The organism is Bordetella genomosp. 5 (assembly GCF_002261475.1).
Taxonomy (GTDB): Bacteria; Pseudomonadota; Gammaproteobacteria; order Burkholderiales; family Burkholderiaceae_B; genus Bordetella.
This window is the reverse complement of record NZ_NEVN01000009.1, coordinates 280677-297394: the sequence shown is the minus strand read 5'-3', so window position 1 is coordinate 297394 and position 16718 is coordinate 280677. Positions and strand designations below refer to the sequence as shown.

The 16718-nt window shown below is 64.8% G+C and carries 13 protein-coding genes and 1 tRNA gene; 11 read left to right on the top strand and 3 right to left on the bottom strand.

Annotated features, from left to right (window positions below; translation table 11 throughout):
- Window positions 1-39: 39 nt before the first annotated feature.
- Window positions 40-861 (top strand): GNAT family N-acetyltransferase, encoded by an 822-nt coding sequence (locus tag CEK29_RS17790; RefSeq protein ID WP_094802672.1) that lies wholly within the window; start codon window positions 40-42, stop codon window positions 859-861.
- Window positions 862-926: 65 nt separating this feature from the next.
- Here CEK29_RS17790 and ppx read toward each other — a convergent pair whose 3' ends face one another.
- Complete coding sequence (gene ppx, locus CEK29_RS17785; protein WP_094802670.1) at window positions 927-2414, bottom strand: exopolyphosphatase; 1488 nt, start codon at window positions 2412-2414, stop codon at window positions 927-929.
- Between the two features lie 257 nt (window positions 2415-2671).
- On the opposite strand from ppx, the gene ppk1 reads away from it, so the two are divergent.
- From ppk1 to CEK29_RS17745, 8 genes are all read left to right on the top strand, one after another.
- Window positions 2672-4747 (top strand): polyphosphate kinase 1, encoded by a 2076-nt coding sequence (ppk1, locus tag CEK29_RS17780; RefSeq protein WP_094802668.1) that lies wholly within the window; start codon window positions 2672-2674, stop codon window positions 4745-4747.
- A gap of 318 nt (window positions 4748-5065) precedes the next feature.
- Window positions 5066-6112, top strand: coding sequence for a phosphate ABC transporter substrate-binding protein PstS (gene pstS / locus CEK29_RS17775; protein WP_094802666.1), 1047 nt, complete (start codon window positions 5066-5068; stop codon window positions 6110-6112).
- A gap of 141 nt (window positions 6113-6253) precedes the next feature.
- Window positions 6254-7264 (top strand): phosphate ABC transporter permease subunit PstC, encoded by a 1011-nt coding sequence (gene pstC / locus CEK29_RS17770; protein ID WP_094802664.1) that lies wholly within the window; start codon window positions 6254-6256, stop codon window positions 7262-7264.
- 25 nt (window positions 7265-7289) lie between these two features.
- Complete coding sequence (pstA, locus tag CEK29_RS17765) at window positions 7290-8144, top strand: phosphate ABC transporter permease PstA (protein WP_094802662.1); 855 nt, start codon at window positions 7290-7292, stop codon at window positions 8142-8144.
- 59 nt (window positions 8145-8203) lie between these two features.
- On the top strand, window positions 8204-8980 hold the full coding sequence (pstB, locus tag CEK29_RS17760; protein WP_094802660.1) for a phosphate ABC transporter ATP-binding protein PstB: 777 nt from the start codon (window positions 8204-8206) through the stop codon (window positions 8978-8980).
- Between the two features lie 45 nt (window positions 8981-9025).
- Window positions 9026-9102 (top strand) — tRNA-Pro (locus CEK29_RS17755).
- A gap of 433 nt (window positions 9103-9535) precedes the next feature.
- A complete protein-coding gene (locus CEK29_RS17750; protein ID WP_094802658.1) occupies window positions 9536-10546 on the top strand; it encodes a Bug family tripartite tricarboxylate transporter substrate binding protein in 1011 nt (336 codons plus the stop codon).
- A 19-nt stretch (window positions 10547-10565) separates the two neighbouring features.
- Window positions 10566-12302: an IlvD/Edd family dehydratase gene (locus tag CEK29_RS17745; protein ID WP_094858855.1), complete on the top strand. Its 1737-nt coding sequence runs from the start codon at window positions 10566-10568 to the stop codon at window positions 12300-12302.
- Window positions 12303-12304: 2 nt separating this feature from the next.
- Here the strand turns inward: CEK29_RS17745 and CEK29_RS17740 are convergent, their stop codons facing one another.
- Window positions 12305-13198, bottom strand: a complete 894-nt coding sequence (locus CEK29_RS17740) for a LysR family transcriptional regulator (RefSeq protein WP_094802654.1) — start codon at window positions 13196-13198, stop codon at window positions 12305-12307.
- 203 nt (window positions 13199-13401) lie between these two features.
- A complete protein-coding gene (locus tag CEK29_RS17735; protein WP_094858854.1) occupies window positions 13402-14958 on the bottom strand; it encodes a sensor domain-containing diguanylate cyclase in 1557 nt (518 codons plus the stop codon).
- Between the two features lie 254 nt (window positions 14959-15212).
- Between CEK29_RS17735 and CEK29_RS17730 the strand changes: the two genes are divergently transcribed.
- Window positions 15213-15719: a sigma-70 family RNA polymerase sigma factor gene (locus CEK29_RS17730; protein ID WP_094802650.1), complete on the top strand. Its 507-nt coding sequence runs from the start codon at window positions 15213-15215 to the stop codon at window positions 15717-15719.
- Entirely contained in the window at window positions 15716-16696 is a 981-nt protein-coding gene (locus CEK29_RS17725; RefSeq protein ID WP_094802648.1) for a FecR domain-containing protein, read from the top strand. The genes CEK29_RS17730 and CEK29_RS17725 overlap by 4 nt, the downstream gene beginning before the upstream one ends.
- The last annotated feature ends 22 nt before the right edge of the window (window positions 16697-16718 follow it).

Genomic DNA, 16718 nt, shown 5'->3' with positions numbered 1-16718 from the left:
CTGGGCCAAACTTGCGCCACGTCTTAGGAGTTTCCCGCAATGCTCGAACTAGTTCGTTTGGATTCCAGCGGCAAGGGCTCGGCCAATTGGGCAGGTGCAACAGCCCCTGCGCTCGCTGTGGGACTGGCACGAACGGCCGATGAGGTCGAGCAAAGCCAGCGTCTGCGCTACCAGGTTTTCACGGAAGACATGGGTGTGGTTTTCCCCGACGCCCAGGACGGCATCGAGCAGGATCGCTTCGACCGCTGGTGTGAACACCTGATCGTGCGCGAGCTGGACTCCGGCCGCGTGGTCGGCACCTACCGCATCCTCACGCCCGAGAAGGCACGCGAGGCGGGCGGCTACTACTCCGAATCCGAATTCGACCTCTCCGGCCTGGGCGCCATGCGCGACCAGGTCGTCGAGCTGGGCCGCTCGTGCACCCACGCCGACTATCGCGGCGGTGCGGTCATCATGCTGCTGTGGTCCGGCATCGCCAACTTCCTGCACCGCAACGGCTACCGCTACGCGCTCGGATGCGCCAGCGTAAGCCTGCGCGACGACGGCGTCACGGCGGCCGAGGTGTGGCGCACGGTGGCGCGCCAGATGCCCGCCGACGGCGAGCTGCGCGTGGCGCCGCTGCACCGCTATCCCGTCGAAAAGCTCGACAGCACGCTGCCTGCGCGCGTGCCGCCGCTCATCAAGGGCTATCTGAAGGTGGGTGCGCGCGTGTGCGGCGAGCCGGCCTGGGATCCCGATTTCAATGCGGCCGACTTTCCGGTGCTGCTCGACATGGAAGCCATGGACGAGCGCTACCGCCGCCACTTTGGCCTGGACGAGCCGGGCGCAGCGGCGCCGCTGGCCGCGACCGGGACGCGCTGATCATGCGCCGGTTACTGCGTCGCATGAAAGTTCGCTTCGTGCGACGCGTAACCCGGCAAATACGTTTAGAGCTCAAGCAGCTCGAACGAGAAACCGATCTTGCTCCATTCTGATTCTTCGCCCCGCAGGGTGAAGTCGGAGAGCGGATGGCTGTCGAGCCAGCTGCGCTCGGCCTGAACCACGATCGACGTGCCCTTGACCGACACCTTGATCGGCAGAGGATCCACGTCCTCGCGACGGCGCAGCAGCAAGGCCGCCAGCCTGAGGCAGAGAATCGCGATCCACTGCTCACGCGAGCGGACCATGCCCTCGACCTTGCCGAGTTTGCCCTGGTGCGTGAGCGCGAGCAGGGCCATCAGCTGCTGGTCGGCGCGCGAGAAGCCCGGCATGTCGGCATTGTCGAGCACGTAGGCCGTGTGCTTGTGATACGCGTTGTGCGCGATGGACAGGCCCAGCTCGTGCAGGTCGGCGGTCCAGCCGATGGCGTTGCGCAGCTCGGCGCGCTCGGCGCCCTCGGGCATCAACTCATCGAACAGCGCTAGGGCCGTGTTGCGCACGCGCTTGGCCTGGTTCACGTCGACGTGATAGCGCTTCATGAACTGCCGCACCGACTCGTAACGCTTGTCGTGTTCGTCGTCGCGGCCCAGCAGGTCGTACAGCACCCCCAGGCGCAGGGCGCCGTCGCCCGTGTGCATGGTGTCGATGTTGAGCTCGTCGAACAGCGCGCTCATGATGGCCAGCCCGCCGGGCAGCACGTCGGCGCGCTCGAGCTTGATGCCGGGCAGCTCGCTCGGCACCACGCGGCCCGAGCGGATGATGCGGTCTTTCAGCTTGGCCAGGCCGGCGCGCGTGATGCCGCGGTCGGAGAAGCCGCATTCGGTCAGGATGGCGTACAGCGCCTTGGCGGTGCCGGAGGACGCGTAGGCTTCTTTCCAGCCCGTCTTGCGATACTGCTTGGCGATGACTTCGATCTCGCGGCGCGCCGCGAGCTCGGCCAGCTTCATCTGATAGGCGTCGACCGAGCCGTCACTGAAGAACTGGCGGCTGTAGCTGACGCAACCCATGTACAGCGAAGACATCAGGTTGGGCTCGAAGCCCTTGCCGATGATCACTTCGGTGGAGCCGCCGCCGATGTCGATGACCAGGCGCTTGTTGGGCGAGGGCGGCAGGCTGTGCGCCACGCCCGAGAAGATCAGGCGGGCCTCTTCGCGGCCGGCGATGACTTCGATCGGGAAGCCCAGCGCGGCTTCGGCGCGCGGCAGGAATTCCGGCGTGTTGCGCGCCACGCGGAACGTATTGGTGGCGACGGCGCGTACGCGATTGGGATGGAAACTGCGCAGTCGCTCGCCGAAACGCTCGAGCACGGAGACGGCGCGGTTGATCGCGTCGTCGTCGAGGCGGCGGTCGCTGGACAGGCCGGCGGCAAGGCGTACGGTTTCTTTGAGGCGGTCGATCTGGTAGATCTGAGCCACGCCGTTCTCGAGAACGACGCGGCCGATGGACAGGCGAAAGCTATTGGACCCGAGGTCCACGGCAGCCAGTAGATGATCCATGCGGCGTGTGGGTGAGGCTTGATGACTTGAAGTGCCGGCCATTATAGAGACCCCATATGACAGCTCCGTCCGTAGATGCGATTTCCATGACAAGAAAAACGTAACTGTCATATGTCCCGCATTTGGCGTACGCTAGATGCGCGCAGACATATCATGACGCAACTCCGCAGGCCCCGCGAGCCGCGGGTGCAGTGTCATGGAACCGTCACGAATTTGCAGTAAAAACCGAAGCTGCTATTTTTGCCATGGAATCCGGTATGTCCACTCGTTCGTCCACCGAGCCGCTGCTCCTCAATCGTGAACTCTCGCTGCTGAAATTCAACGAACGGGTGCTGGCGATGGCCGAAAACCCGCGGACGCCGTTGCTCGAACGCCTGCGCTATGTGTGCATCGTCAGCTCCAACCTCGACGAGTTTTTCGAGATCCGGATTTCGAGCCTGAAAGAGCAGAAGCGCCAGGATCCGGACGTGGTCGGCGTGGACGGCCGCACGCTGCGCGAGGCGTTCAACGAGGTGCAGAGCGGGGTGCACGCGCTGGTGCAGCGCCAGTACGACCTGCTCAACGATCAGATCCTGCCGCGTCTGCAGGCCGAAGGCATCGTGCTGCACCACGCCTCGGAGTGGAACGAGGCACAGTCGGCGTGGGCGCTCGAGGTGTTCAACCGCGACGTGATGCCGCTGCTCACACCGATCGGTCTGGACCCGGCCCATCCGTTTCCCCGCGTCTACAACAAGAGCCTGAACTTCATCGTTGCCCTCTCGGGTGCCGATGCCTTTGGCCGCCAGGCCTCGATCGCCGTGGTGCAGGCGCCGCGCGCGCTGCCGCGTCTGATCAAGATGCCGCCGGAAATCTCCGGCCATCCCGATGGCTACATCCTGCTCACTTCGCTGCTGCGCGCCTTCGTGGGCGAGCTGTTTCCGGGCCTGGAGATGCTGGGCTGCTATCAGTGGCGCGTCACCCGCAACAGCGACCTGTTCGTCGACGAGGAAGAAGTCACGAACCTGCGTCACGCGCTGCAGGGCGAGCTGTCGCAGCGCAACTTCGGCGCCGCCGTGCGCCTGGAGATCGACAAGCTCACGCCGCCCGATCTCGAGGCCTATCTGCAACGCGAGTTCTCGCTCAAGCCCGAAGACACCTATCGCGTGAGCGGCCCGGTGAATCTGTCGCGCCTGATGCAGATCTGCAATACCAATACCCGGCCCGACCTGCTGTTCCCGTCGTACCACGCGCCGGTGCCGGCGCCGTTCGACGAGGTGAGCGACAAGCCCGCCGAGTTGTTTGCCGCCGTGGCCGAGCGCGATCAGCTGCTGCACCATCCTTATCAATCGTTCCAGCCGGTGATCTCGTTCCTGACCGCCGCCGCGCGCGATCCGGATGTGATGGCCATCAAGCAGACCATCTACCGCACCGGCGAAGACTCCGAGCTGATGCAGATCCTGCTGGCGGCCGCACGTGCCGGCAAGGAAGTGACGGTGGTCGTGGAGCTGATGGCGCGCTTCGACGAGCAGACCAACATCAACTGGGCCGCCCGCCTCGAAGAGGTGGGTGCGCATGTGGTGTACGGGGTGGTCGCGCACAAGACCCACGCCAAGATGGCGCTGGTGCTGCGCCGCGAAGGTGGCCGCCTGAGGCGTTACGCGCACTTGGGCACCGGCAACTATCATCCCCGCACGGCACGGCTTTACACCGACTTCGGCCTCATCACCGCCGATCCGCGTCTGTGCGAAGACATGGACAAGGTCTTCGGCCAGCTCACCGGCCTGGGCGCGCGGCGTCAGCTCAAGTCGCTGCTGCAGTCGCCGTTCTCGCTGCACGAAGGCATGGTGCACCTGATCCGCGCCGAGGCGAAGGCGGCCAAGGCCGGCAAGCGGGCCCGCATCATGGCCAAGATGAATTCGCTGCTGGAAGAGCAGGTGATCGAAGAGCTCTACAAGGCCAGCCAGGCCGGGGTCAAGATCGATCTGATCGTGCGGGGCGTGTGCGCGCTGCGCGCCGGTGTGCCCGGCCTGTCGGAGAACATCAAGGTGCGTTCCATCATCGGGCGCTTCCTCGAACACTCGCGCGTGTTCTATTTCTACGCGGACGGCGCGGAGACGGTCTATCTTTCGTCGGCCGACTGGATGGACCGCAACTTCTTCCGCCGCGTCGAGATCGCGTTCCCGATCTACGACAAGACGCTCAAGAAGCGCGTGATCGACGAGGCCTTCACGTATGCCCTGCGCGACAACCAGCTCTCCTGGCAGGGGCTGCCGGACGGCAGCTACGCCCGCGTGCGCAGCCGCCGCGAGCCGTTCGATCTGCACGATCATCTGATGCACAAGCTCGGCGGCTGACCGCCGCGCGAGCGCAAAAAACGGGGCCGGCATTGCCGGCCCTTTGTCATGAAAGTGGATAGGGACGGATCGGACGCCGCCGCTTGGGCTGGCCGCGTTCTTGCGTGGATTTGCCTGAAATTGCGCGTAATTCGGCGCTTTTTACCCGCGCGCCGCATGTGGCCCCGGGCTGCGAATGAAAATTTTTATTCATTTTGCCCGCCGTTTATGACTGTCACTATCCCGTCATATTGAGGCTCTACCATTCGTTCCGTGCCCAGACAGGCGACCTCAGAAAGCCTGCAGGACCTCTTTAAACGAGCACAGAAGGAACCCTCAATGTTCAACCGTGTCTTCAAGCAAGTTTCCCTCGGCGTCGCCCTGAGCGCCGCTGTTTTCGCCGTGCAAGCCGCCGACATCACCGGCGCCGGCGCATCGTTCCCGTACCCGATCTACGCCAAGTGGGCGTCGGATTACAAGGCAGCCACCAACAACGCCGTGAACTATCAGTCGATCGGTTCGGGCGGTGGCCAGCAACAGATCAAGGCCAAGACGGTCGATTTCGGCGCTTCGGATGACCCCCTCAAGGCGGAAGACCTCGAGAAGAGCGGTCTGCTCCAGTTCCCGGCCGTGATCGGTGGCACCGTGGCCGTCGTGAACGTCGACGGCGTGGCCCCGGGCCAACTGAAGCTGTCGGGCAAGGTTCTGGCCGACATCTACCTCGGCAAGGTCAAGAAGTGGGACGACGCGGCCATCAAGTCGCTGAACGGCGATCTGAAGCTGCCCTCGACCGACATCGTCGTGGTGCACCGTTCGGACGGTTCGGGCACGACCTTCGGCTGGACGAACTACCTCTCGAAGGTGTCGCCCGAGTGGAAGTCGCAAGTCGGTGAAGGCAAGGCCGTGAAGTGGCCCACCGGTCAGGGCGGCAAGGGTAACGAAGGCGTCGCCGCCTACGTCGGCCAGCTGAAGAACTCGATCGGCTACGTCGAATACGCCTACGCCAAGCAGAACAAGCTGGCCTGGACCCAACTGCAGAACGCCGATGGCAAGTTCGTGCAGCCCGAGCAGAAGGCCTTCGCCGCCGCTGCCGCCAACGCCGACTGGAAGAGCGCGCCTGGCATGGGCGTGGTCCTGACCAACGAGCCGGGTGCCGAGTCGTGGCCCGTCACCGCCGCCACCTTCATCCTGATCCACAAGAATCAGGACAAGCCGGCGCAAGGCAAGGCCGTGCTCGAGTTCTTCGACTGGGCCTTCAAGAATGGCGCCAAGTCGGCTGAAGCGCTCGACTACGTGCCGCTGCCCGACGCCGTGACGAACCAGATCCGTACCGCCTGGCAAGAAGTGAAGGGCGCCGACGGCAAGCCGGTCTACACGTCGAAGTAATACCCGCGTGACCGGCCGCCCTCGGGCGGCCGGCACGAAATGCCGGCCGGGTCACACCGGCCGGCGTGCCCAGAAGACCTTGTCGCTGTTCCTTGTGCAGCGCGTGCAGCAACGACAGAGCAACTACAGGAAAGCCTTTCCATGAGCGCGGTAATGGATAATAGTGTGCCGCTGTCCAAACGGGCGGACTCCACAACCGGTACGCCTTCGCCTATGAAGCCTAGCAATAACGCGCTGATGGATGCGCTTTTCAAGAACCTGACCCGCCTGTTCGCCTTCCTGGTGTTCATTCTGCTGGCGGCGATCATGGTCTCCCTGATCTACGGTAGCCGCGAATCGCTCGCCAAGTATGGCCTGTCGTTCCTGTGGCTCAACGACTGGGACCCCGTCAATCAGAACTTCGGCGCGGTCGTGCCGATCATCGGCACGCTGCTGACCTCGGCCATCGCGCTCATCATCGCGGTGCCCGTGTCGTTCGGCATCGCCGTCTTCCTGACCGAACTCTCGCCCACGTGGCTGCGCCGTCCGCTCGGCACCGCCATCGAAATGCTGGCCGCCATCCCGTCGATCATCTACGGCATGTGGGGCCTGTTCGTGTTCGTGCCGGTGTTCCAGGTCTACGTGCAGCCCTATCTGATCGCCACGCTCGGCAGCCTGCCGGTGATCGGCGGCCTGTTCGCGGGGCCGCCGTTCGGTATCGGCATCTTCACCGCCGGCCTGATTCTCTCGATCATGATCATCCCGTTCATCGCGGCGGTCATGCGCGACGTGTTCGAACTGGTGCCGCCGCTGCTCAAAGAGTCGGCTTACGGCCTGGGCAGCACGACCTGGGAAGTGATGTGGAAAGTGGTGTTGCCGTTCACGCGTTCGGGTGTCATCGGCGGCATCATGCTGGGCCTGGGCCGCGCGCTCGGCGAAACGATGGCGGTCACGTTCGTGATCGGTAACGCGTTCCGCTTTTCCGAGTCGCTGTTCTCACCGGGCAACTCGATCGCCTCGGCACTGGCCAACGAATTCAACGAGGCCGGTGGCATTCAGAAGTCCGCGCTGCTCGAGCTTGGCCTGATCCTCTTCCTGATCACGACCGTCGTGCTGGCCATCGCCAAGGTGATGCTGGTTCGCCTGTCGGCCAGCGAAGGCACCAAGACCTGACGCCCACGTACCGAGAAGACGACTCATGGCTTACTCCGCCCTCTCCATGCACAACAGCGTGTACCAGCGCCGCCGCATCATCAATCGCCTGATGCTGACGGTCTCGCTGGGCGCGCTCGTGTTCGGCCTGTTCTGGCTGTTCTGGATCATCCTGACGCTGCTGACGAAAGGCGCGCCCGCGCTGTCGTTCGCGCTCTTCACCGAGATCACGCCGCCGCCGGGCCAGACCGGTGGTCTGCTGAACGCGGTGGTGGGCAGCCTGATGATGGCCGGCATCGGCACGCTCATCGGCACGCCGATCGGCATCCTGGCCGGCACCTACCTGGCCGAGTACGGCCAGCGCGGCTGGCTCGCGCCGGCCACGCGCTTCCTGAACGACGTGCTGCTGTCGGCGCCGTCGATCATCATCGGTCTGTTCATCTACGCCGTGTATGTGGCGCAGGTGGGCCACTACTCGGGTTGGGCCGGTGCGCTGGCGCTGTCCATCCTGGTGATTCCGGTGGTGGTGCGCACGACCGACAACATGCTGCTGCTGGTGCCCAACAGCCTGCGCGAGGCGACCGCCGCGCTGGGCTGCCCGAAGTACCGCATGATCACGCTGGTGTGCTACCGCGCTGCCCGCAGCGGCATCATCACCGGCATCCTGCTGGCGGTGGCCCGCATCTCCGGCGAAACCGCGCCGCTGCTGTTCACCGCGCTGTCCAACCAATTCATGTCCTGGAACATGAACGCGCCGATGGCCAACCTGCCCGTCGTGATCTACCAATACGCCGCCAGCCCCTTCAAGGACTGGAATGACCTGGCCTGGGCCGGCGCCACGTTGATCACGCTGCTGGTGCTTGGCATCAACATCCTGGCCCGTAACCTGTTCCGCAAGTAATTCATCGACGCCCGCCGGCGGGGGCAACACGACCCGCCGCCGGCACCAAGGAAAGTCAAATGGAAAACACCGCTACCGCCGTCAAATCCAAGCTTGAGGTCAAGAACCTCAACTTCTACTACGGCAAGTTTCATGCGATCCGCAATGTGAACATGTCGATCCGCGAAAACAAGGTCACGGCCTTCATCGGTCCGTCGGGCTGCGGCAAGTCGACGCTGCTGCGCACCTTCAATCGCATGTTCGAACTCTATCCGGGCCAACGCGCCGAGGGCGAAATCCTCCTCGACGGCGAGAACCTGCTCACCTCCAAGACCGATATCTCGCTGATCCGCGCGAAGGTCGGCATGGTGTTCCAGAAGCCCACGCCGTTCCCGATGAGCATCTACGACAACATCGCCTTCGGCGTGCGTCTGTTCGAGAAACTGAGCAAGGGCGAAATGGACGAGCGCGTCGAATGGGCGCTCACCAAGGCCGCGCTCTGGAACGAAGTGAAGGACAAGCTGCACCAGAACGGCAACAGCCTGTCGGGCGGCCAGCAACAGCGTCTGTGCATCGCGCGCGGCGTGGCCATCAAGCCCGAAGTGCTGCTGCTCGACGAGCCCTGCTCGGCCCTGGACCCGATCTCGACCGCCAAGATCGAAGAGCTGATCGCCGAACTGAAGCATGAATACACCGTGGTCATCGTGACCCACAACATGCAACAGGCTGCGCGCTGCTCCGACTACACCGCCTACATGTACCTGGGCGAGCTGATGGAGTTCGGCGCGACCGACCAGATCTTCGTGAAGCCCTCGCGCAAAGAAACCGAGGACTACATCACAGGCCGCTTCGGCTGATCGCAGTACAGCCGCCCACCCCGATCTGGTATAGTTTCGGTCCTTCGGGGCGTAGCGCAGCCTGGTAGCGCATCTGCTTTGGGAGCAGAGGGTCGTGAGTTCGAATCCCACCGCCCCGACCAATAAAATCAAAGGGTTAGCTCAATGTTGTTGAGCTAACCTTTTTTTTTGCTCGGCATATGGGACAACATATGGGACAACGAACCTGCAGTTGGCGGTGAGCAAGTTCAGGCGGCATCAAGGCAAGGATGTGCACTCGGTGGCAGCAGCGCATTTCGGGACTTGCCGGGTCTCTGCCTGGTTCGGGTGGGCGGGCGCTTTCGCTGCGCTTCGCGCCCATCAGGCCCATCCCGTGGGTTGGGGGCTGACATCGGCCCGCGGGTGGTCGCGTTGGCCCGAGAAACGGAAAGATTGCTGGGACTTGCCTGACCGGCTCCGCCTCCGAGCGTAGAGATTTTTTGGACAGAACATAAATTTTTTTTTCTTTTCCCGGACGATAGTTTGCGAACATGCGCCTAGAGCTTTAAGGCCATAAGAACGCATCGGGAGACAAAAATGTTCTGTAAGAATGCCGCGCGCAAGCGCATACACATCGCGGCGGCTGCGTTCATCGCGGCCGCTGCGTTCACCGTTTCCGGTCATGCATCCGCGCAGGCTGCCGACACCTATCCCAGCAAGCCCATTCGCCTGATCATCCCGTACCCGCCCGGCGGCGCGACCGACGTCATCGGACGTATCGTAGGCCAGCGCCTGAGCGAGCAGATCGGGGGCCAGGTCGTGATCGAGAACCGGGGCGGGGCGGGCGGCAATATCGGCGCTGCCGAAGTGGCGCGCGCGCAGCCTGACGGGTACACCCTCCTGATGGGAGCGCTGACCTCGCACTCGGTCATGGCGACCCTGGAAAAGGACACCATTGCCTATGACCTGCGCAAAGACTTTGCGCCGGTCGGGGTAGTTGGTTTCGTCCCGCTGGTGGCGGTGGTCAATCCCGAGCTGCCGATCAAATCCTTGGCCGAGCTGGTGAGCTACGCAAAAGCCAAACCCGGAAAACTCAACTTCGCCTCATCGGGCGCCGGCGCTCCCCAGCGCATGGCCATGGAACTGTTCAAGCAGATCACGGGCGTCAACATCGTGCACGTGGCTTACCGCGGCAGCGGCCCGGCCATGACCGACCTGGTCGGTGGCCAGGTGGAGACGATGACGGAGACGGTCCCGGCCGCGATCTCCTTTATCAAGTCCGGCCAGCTGCGGCCGCTGGCCGTGTTGACGCCGCAACGCGTGTCGATGCTGCCGGACGTCCCGACCGCAGAGGAGCAGGGCTTCAGCGGCTTCAACGTCAGTTCGCTCTTTGGCGTCATGGCGCCGGCGGGCACGCCGGCTCCCATCGTCGCCAAGATCAACAAAGCGCTGGTGACTGCGCTGGCCAAGGACGATGCCAAGGCCCAGCTGCTGCAGCAAGGCGTCTACGCCGACGCGCTCGACGTCGATGCCTCCAAGGCGCGCCTGAACGCGGAAATCGAGCAGTGGGCCAAGGTCATCCGCGACGGTGGCATCACCGCAAAGTAACTGGAAGCAGCCGAACAAGATGAGCAAGAGAACTAACGTGGCGGCGCAGGACGAGGCTAGCGGCCTGCGCAAGGGCCTTACCAGCTACGGCGACAGCGGATTCTCGCTGTTCCTGAGAAAGGCCTTCATCAAGGGTGCGGGGTATACGGACGGGGCGCTGGATCGGCCCGTCATCGGCATCGCCAACACGGGCAGCGCCTACAACCCCTGCCATGGCAATGCGCCGCAGCTGCTGGAAGCGGTCAAGCGCGGCATCATGTTCGCCGGCGGGCTGCCAATGGACTTCCCGACCATCTCCATCCACGAGAGCTTCTCCTTTCCCACGAGCATGTACCTGCGCAACCTCATGTCCATGGACACCGAGGAGCTGATACGCGCGCAGCCCATGGATGCGGTGGTGTTGATAGGCGGATGCGACAAGACCGTGCCTGCCCAGCTGATGGGCGCCGCCTCCGCGGACATTCCTGCGATCCAGCTGGTGACGGGATCGATGCTGACGGGGTCGCATCGCTCTGAACGAGTCGGCGCATGCACGGATTGCCGCAGGTACTGGGGCAAGTACCGGGCCGAGGAGATCGACGACCAGGAGATCGCCGACGTCAACAACCAGTTGGTGGCCAGCGTGGGCACCTGTTCGGTCATGGGTACCGCAAGCACCATGGCGTGCATCGCCGAAGCGCTGGGCATGACGGTGCCTGGTGGCGCCACGCCTCCCGCAGTGACGGCGGACCGAATGCGCATCGCCGAACTCACCGGCGCGCAGGCCGTCGAAATCGCGAGGCAACGCCTGCGCATCTCGAAGATCCTCACCGCGGATGCGTTCGAGAATGCGATGCGGGTGCTGTTGGCCATAGGAGGATCGACGAACGGCATCATCCATCTCACCGCCATCGCCGGGCGGTTGGGCCTGGACCTGGACCTCAAAGCGCTGGACCGCATGGGCCGCGAGACGCCAGTTCTGGTGGACTTGAAGCCTTCCGGCCAGCACTACATGGAAGACTTTCACAAGGCTGGCGGCATGGCCACGCTGCTGCGCGAGCTCAAGCCCTTGCTGAAGCTCGATGCGCTGACGGTGACCGGCAGGACGCTTGGCGAGGAGATCGAGCGCGCGGGACCGGGGTTCACGCAGAGCGTGGTCAAGACAAGGCAGGACCCGATCTATCCGCAGGGAGGGATCGCCGTGCTGTCGGGCAACCTGGCGCCCGAAGGCGCCATCATCAAGCAGTCGTCTGCCAATGCCGCGCTGATGGAACACGAAGGGCGCGCCGTGGTGTTCGAGAACGCCGAGGACCTGGCGAGCCGTATCGACGCCGCGGACCTGGACGTCACGCCGCAGGACATACTGGTACTGAAGAACATCGGGCCGAAGGGGGCGCCCGGCATGCCGGAGGCGGGCTACATCCCTATCCCGAAGAAACTGGCGTCTCAGGGCGTGAAGGACATCATCCGGATATCGGACGGCCGCATGAGCGGCACCGCCTTCGGCACCATTGTGCTGCACGTCACGCCGGAAGCCGCCATAGGCGGGCCGCTGGCCTATGTGCGCAACGGCGACCGCATACGGCTTAGCGTCAGCCAGCGGGAGATTTCCCTGTTGATCCCCGAAGAAGAGCTGGAACGCCGCCGCCGCGAGCAGCCCGTCACGCCTCCCACGGCCGAGCGCGGCTACAAAAAGCTCTTCCTGGATACGGTGACTCAGGCCGACAAGGGCGTCGATTTTGATTTCCTGCGCGGCGTGCCAGCCAAACCGAAGTAGGGTTACTCCTTTGCCTCGCGTTCTTCCAGGCCCCCGAAAATGGCGCGGGCGTCCTGGGAAATCGACGCGGCCATCTTGGCGTGATGGCCGCGGGTGTTCCAGATCAGGCCGTTCCTGCGCACGGGGGCGCGGTTGGGCAGGGGGATGCGCGCCACATCCAGCGACTTCCACATGGAGGACCAGTCCGGAATCAGCGCGACGCCCAGGCCTTCGTGCACCAGGGCGACGATGGCAAGCAGGCCGTCGATCTCCAGGCGCTGTTTCGGCCAGATCTGATGATCGCGCAGATAGCGGTCCGCCAGCTGACCGCCATAGATATTCCGGTCATAGCGTATGAAGGGTTGGGTCGACAGCAGGGTGTGGGCGTCCTGCCCGGCAAGATGGGAAGGGGCCACGACGACCAGCGGCTCTTCCATGAACGGCTGCCAGAGACAGCTTTTAGGCACGGAGAACTGGGGCTCCACCACGATCGCCGCATCGAGCTCTCCGTTGACCACCTTGGCGCACAGGTCGATGGAGCCGCCCGGCGTAACGAACACCGATGCATCCGGATGCCGGCGGTACAGGGACTTGAGGATGTGGGGCAGCACGTTCGTGAGCGCCGAGACGAAGCAACCGATGCGGAACTCGCCGGGCTGGTCCCCATCGATGGCAATGGCGCGCAGGTCACGGATATTCCGGATGGCCGCCTTGGTGCCTTCCAGAATCCGCATGCCGCTTTCGGTTGGCCTGACCGAGCGGCCCGATCGCTTGACCAGTGCTACGCCCAGGTCCATCTCCAGCGCCTTAATGCGGGCGGCGATGGCGGCCGAGGTCAGGTCGAGCTTGCGCGCCGCTTCGGCGAACGAACCGGCTTCGACGACCTCGACGAAGCTTTGCATGCACTTTATGTCCATGATGCGCCGGGCTCTCGCCCTGGAGGGAGTAACTTCAGATTGAAGATCGCACGAACCGCTACGAGCCCGGCCGCGAAAGCTGCAGGCTTGTCGCGCCAATTGCCCCCTATGCTAAAGCATCGAGGCTGAAACCCATGATGGCCCCTGAACTGGCTGCAGCGCGCCAGGAAACAGAAAAAGCCCCTGTGGATGGAAGCAGCGGCTCACCCTTCCACGCGATTGCGGCCCTGGCGCTTGGCCTCGTACAGGTGCTCGTCGGCCCGCTTCAGGATAGCGGCGGCCGCCGGCGTGCCGGCCGATGTGGCGGCCACGCCGATCGAGATGGTCAGGTTGCCCACGCCCTCGATCGGCATGCCGGCGATGCGCGCGCGAATGCGCTCCGCGATGCGCCGGGCGGCGTCCAGGTTGGCATTGGGCAGCAGCAGGCAGAATTCCTCGCCGCCCGCGCGACAGGGCAGGTCGTTGTCGCGGGCGCTGTCGGCGATGGCAGCGGCCACATGCTGGAGCGCGACGTCGCCGACGTCGTGGCCGAAGGTGTCGTTGACGCGTTTGAAGTGATCGATGTCGAGCGCGAGCAGGGCGTACGGCTGACCGCCGTCATCCCACTGCGCCAGCGCCGCATTCATGGCGCGGCGGTTCGCGAGTCCGGTCAGCGGGTCGGTGTCGGCGGCCCGTCGCAGGCCGGTGATCTTCTGGTGCAGTAACTGGACGCCGGCGATCAGCGCCTGCCGGATCGCCGCCGCCTCGGCGTACCAGGCGCGGATCGCATTGATGCGCGTGGCGGCCTCGGGATCGGCCAGATGCGTCGCCTGATCGGACAGCTGGCGCAAGGGGCGCGTGATCAGCATTGCGCCCAACAAGATCACCGCCAGCCCGACCACACCGGCCGGAATCATGCCGATCAGCATGTCGCGCATCATCACCTTCACCGGAGCCAGCGCTTCGTCGCGCGGCTGTTGCGTCACGACGGCCCAACGCGCGTTCGGCACCTCGGCGAAGCCGGCCAGCATGGGGATGCCCTGGTAGTTGATCGCTTCCATCCCGCCCGCTTCGCCGCGCAGGGCGGCATCCACCGTGGCGCTCGAGGACAGCACCTCACCGATCCGTCGATGATCCGGGTGGTAGAGCAGGCGGTGATTGTCGTCGGCGACGAAGGCAAAGGCGGTCTGGAACTGGTGCTCGCCGATCAGCGAGTGCAGCACGCCGTGCTGTTCGAGATAGACGGAGCCACCGACTACGCCCAAAAACTCGCCGGTGGGACTGTGGATGGGCCACGACACGAAAACGAGCAGGTTGCCGGTCTGGCCGCGGTAGGCGTGACTGATCGCGGGCTTGCGCTCGCGCAGGGCCTGGGTCAGCTCGGCGGAGCGGATCACGGTGCCTTGCAGCGTGGGCAGGGCAGGATAGGTTTGCACGACGCGCCCCTGCGCGTCGATGATCACCACCGAATCCAGCTCGGAATCCTGAACCTGCAGCCGCCTGGCCTCGGTCTCGCGCAGCGCCGCGTTGGAAAAGTCGGCGCCCAGCAACGCGCTGCTGAAGGCGAGGCGCTCCTGCACCGAACTGAGGAACTTGCTGATGCTGGAGGCCGTCTTGAACGCGTAAGCGCGATTGGCGTCGATCGCCGAACGGACCAGGGCATCGCGTTGCACGCTGTAGGCGACGGAAAGGCAATTGGCGAGGGTGGCCAGGACGGCGACCAGCACCAGACTCAGCATGAGCCCTCGCAGGCCCACGGACTTGACATCGAATCTGTGCATGAGCCTGCTGTTTCCTCTGCGCTGGAATGTGTCTGAGATCGATCTCTGGCAGGCAGCGTAGCGCACATTCATGTCGGTCAATTTGGGCAATTACCCTAGCCCAAGGCCGTTCAACCGCGTTTGTGCGAGACCGCCGGCGGCCGTCGTCGCTTCGACTTCCGACAGCGCGCAGCGCGGCGGCACCGCGCGGATGCCTTGCCTGCGTCCGGTCTCTTCACTAAAATTAATAATAATTATCATTTGCAAGCGCTGCGATGCCCCCCACGACGCAAGACCGAGTCGAGACGCTGTATGCGGACCACCATGGGTGGTTGCAGGGTTGGTTGCGCCGTCAACTGGGCAATTCGTGCGAAGCCGCCGATCTGGCGCACGATGTGTTCGTGCGGCTGCTGCGCCGGCCGGCCGCGGTCGAGACACGCGAGCCGCGGGCGTATCTGAGCACGATCGCCCGCGGCTTGCTGGTCGACCACTGGCGCCGCCGTGAGCTCGAGCGCGCCTGGCTCGATGTGCTGGCGCGCACGCCCGAAGAGCTCGCGCCGTCGCCCGAGAGCCGGATGCTGGTGCTCGAGGCGCTCATCAAGATCGACCAGATGCTGGATGCGCTCAAGCCCAAGGTGCGGGAGGCGTTTCTGTGGGCGCAACTCGAAGGCATGAGCTGCCCGCAGATCGCGCAGCGGCTCGGGGTGTCGCTCGCCACGGCCGAGCGCTATGTGGCGGCGGGCCTGCGGCAGTGCTATGCGTATCGGTTCGGTGAAGCATGAGCGAGCTCGCGCCCATCCCGTCCGCGGTCGTCGACGAAGCCATCGCCTGGTCGGTGAAGCTCCATTTCGGTACCCCTGATTCCGCCACCTGTGCGGCCTTCGAGCGCTGGCGCAAGGCGGCGGCGGTGCACGAGCGCGCGTGGTCGCGCATGCAATCCCTGAACGCCGATTTCGCCGCCGTGCCGCAGCGCCTGGCGCTCGACACCCTGACCGCCATGGGCGGCGCGCACGCGGCGCGCCGGCAGCAGCGGCGCGCGGTGCTCAAGGGCCTGGTCCTGGCGGGCGGGTTGCTCGGCACCGGCTGGGTGGTGCGCGAACAGACGCCTTGGCAGCGCGTGCTGGCGGACGTCAGCACGGGGGTGGGCCGTCGCGAGCGGCTGACGCTCGCCGACGGCACGCTGCTCGTGCTCAACACGGACAGCGCGGTCGGCGTGGAGATGGGGGGCGCCGAACGGGTGCTGACCCTGCATCGCGGCGAGGTCTACATCGAGACGGGCGCCGACGCGGCCTCGCCGCAAAAGCGGCCTTTTCTGGTACGCACGCCGTTCGGCGTGGTGCAGGCGCTGGGCACGCGTTTCGTGGTGCGGCTGGACGACGATAGCGCCCGCGTGAGTGTGCAGCAGGATGCCGTGGCCCTGCGGCCCGCGGGAGGCGGCGAGCCGGTGGTGGCCCAGGCCGGACAGGCCTGGCGTCTGGCACGCATGGGCGCGCATCAGGAAGCCGCGCCGGTGATGGCGCCCGATACCTGGGTGGACGGCGCCATCGTGGGCAAGAACATGCGGCTGGCCGATCTGCTGGCCGAGCTGGGGCGGTACCGCCACGGGCGCATCCGCTGCGCGCCGGAGGTGGCCGATCTGCGCGTCTCGGGCACGTATCACGTCAACGACGTCGATCAGGCGCTGCAATTCCTGGCCCAGACGCTGCCGATCCGCCTGCGCTACTGGACGCGCTACTGGGTCACGGTGATGCCGGCCTGACATCGGCGCATGCGGGGCAGCG

Bases quoted from the DNA above. Each gene is read 5' to 3' on its own strand.
- pstS (WP_094802666.1), top strand. From the start codon at position 5,066: ATGTTCAACCGTGTCTTCAAGCAAGTTTCCCTCGGCGTCGCCCTGAGC.
- CEK29_RS17750 (WP_094802658.1), top strand. From the start codon at position 9,536: ATGTTCTGTAAGAATGCCGCGCGCAAGCGCATACACATCGCGGCGGCT.
- pstA (WP_094802662.1), top strand. From the start codon at position 7,290: ATGGCTTACTCCGCCCTCTCCATGCACAACAGCGTGTACCAGCGCCGC.
- CEK29_RS17730 (WP_094802650.1), top strand. From the start codon at position 15,213: ATGCCCCCCACGACGCAAGACCGAGTCGAGACGCTGTATGCGGACCAC.
- ppk1 (WP_094802668.1), top strand. From the start codon at position 2,672: ATGTCCACTCGTTCGTCCACCGAGCCGCTGCTCCTCAATCGTGAACTC.
- ppx (WP_094802670.1), bottom strand. From the start codon at position 2,414: ATGGATCATCTACTGGCTGCCGTGGACCTCGGGTCCAATAGCTTTCGC.
- CEK29_RS17745 (WP_094858855.1), top strand. From the start codon at position 10,566: ATGAGCAAGAGAACTAACGTGGCGGCGCAGGACGAGGCTAGCGGCCTG.
- pstB (WP_094802660.1), top strand. From the start codon at position 8,204: ATGGAAAACACCGCTACCGCCGTCAAATCCAAGCTTGAGGTCAAGAAC.
- CEK29_RS17735 (WP_094858854.1), bottom strand. From the start codon at position 14,958: ATGCACAGATTCGATGTCAAGTCCGTGGGCCTGCGAGGGCTCATGCTG.
- CEK29_RS17790 (WP_094802672.1), top strand. From the start codon at position 40: ATGCTCGAACTAGTTCGTTTGGATTCCAGCGGCAAGGGCTCGGCCAAT.
- CEK29_RS17740 (WP_094802654.1), bottom strand. From the start codon at position 13,198: ATGGACATAAAGTGCATGCAAAGCTTCGTCGAGGTCGTCGAAGCCGGT.
- CEK29_RS17725 (WP_094802648.1), top strand. From the start codon at position 15,716: ATGAGCGAGCTCGCGCCCATCCCGTCCGCGGTCGTCGACGAAGCCATC.
- pstC (WP_094802664.1), top strand. From the start codon at position 6,254: ATGAGCGCGGTAATGGATAATAGTGTGCCGCTGTCCAAACGGGCGGAC.